Source organism: Pseudomonas sp. EA_65y_Pfl1_P113 (assembly GCF_963970525.1).
Taxonomy (GTDB): Bacteria; Pseudomonadota; Gammaproteobacteria; order Pseudomonadales; family Pseudomonadaceae; genus Aquipseudomonas; species Aquipseudomonas tritici.
The window spans coordinates 1-668 of the sequence record NZ_CAXAQM010000190.1 but is presented as its reverse complement, the minus strand read 5'-3'; the positions used below and the strand labels follow the sequence as shown (position 1 = coordinate 668).

Sequence of the window (668 nt, the reverse complement as noted above, 5' to 3'; positions counted from 1 at the left end):
GGCGCGGATGCCGGGCAGATCGGCGACGAGATCGTGGATGCGGATCAGGCCGGGATAAGCGGGCTCGAGCGCGGCCATCCGCTTGGGGAACATATAGCGCAGCCCCTCGACCAACTGGAACAGCGACGTGTCGGCATAGGTCCAGTGATGGTCGATTAGCCATTCGCCCGAGCCGCTATTGGCCGCCTGCTCGAAGTGATCGAGGAATTTGGGCATGCGCTCCTCGCGGAACACCCTGGCTACCGCGAGCGCAGTGTCCTTCTGCGCCTCATAGGTCAGTGACCCGGCGATCGGGTGGTGGACGCTGTGGACCTCGGTGACCATGTCGGCGATCGTCAATTGCAACTGGTTGAGCCACAACCGGTCGGCAATGCGCGATGCGCCGACCTGATGATGGTCGCCGAGAAAAAGCAGGATGTTGGCGACCTGCGCGATCACCATGCCGTCGAGTTCAAGATAGGGCGGCGCGAAGGGGCCGCGCTTGGTGGCATGTTTGGCCATGTTGGCGACCAGCGCGTCCTCACCCTCGACGCGGCCGCATTCGACATAGGCGATCCCCGCTGCCTCCAGCGGCAATCTGATGAATTCGCCACGGCCCTGGATTCCGGGCCAATACCACAGACCGTAGCGCATCGCTTATTCTCCCGGAGCCCGGGCGCGGATCGCGA

Annotated in this window: 1 protein-coding gene; it reads right to left on the bottom strand. The window is 63.8% G+C overall.

Annotated elements, in window-relative coordinates; translation table 11 throughout:
- Positions 1–633: glutathione S-transferase (locus tag AACY52_RS29060; RefSeq protein ID WP_339561178.1), on the bottom strand; the 633-nt coding region annotated here is incomplete at its 3' end.
- Positions 634–668: the final 35 nt, after the last annotated feature.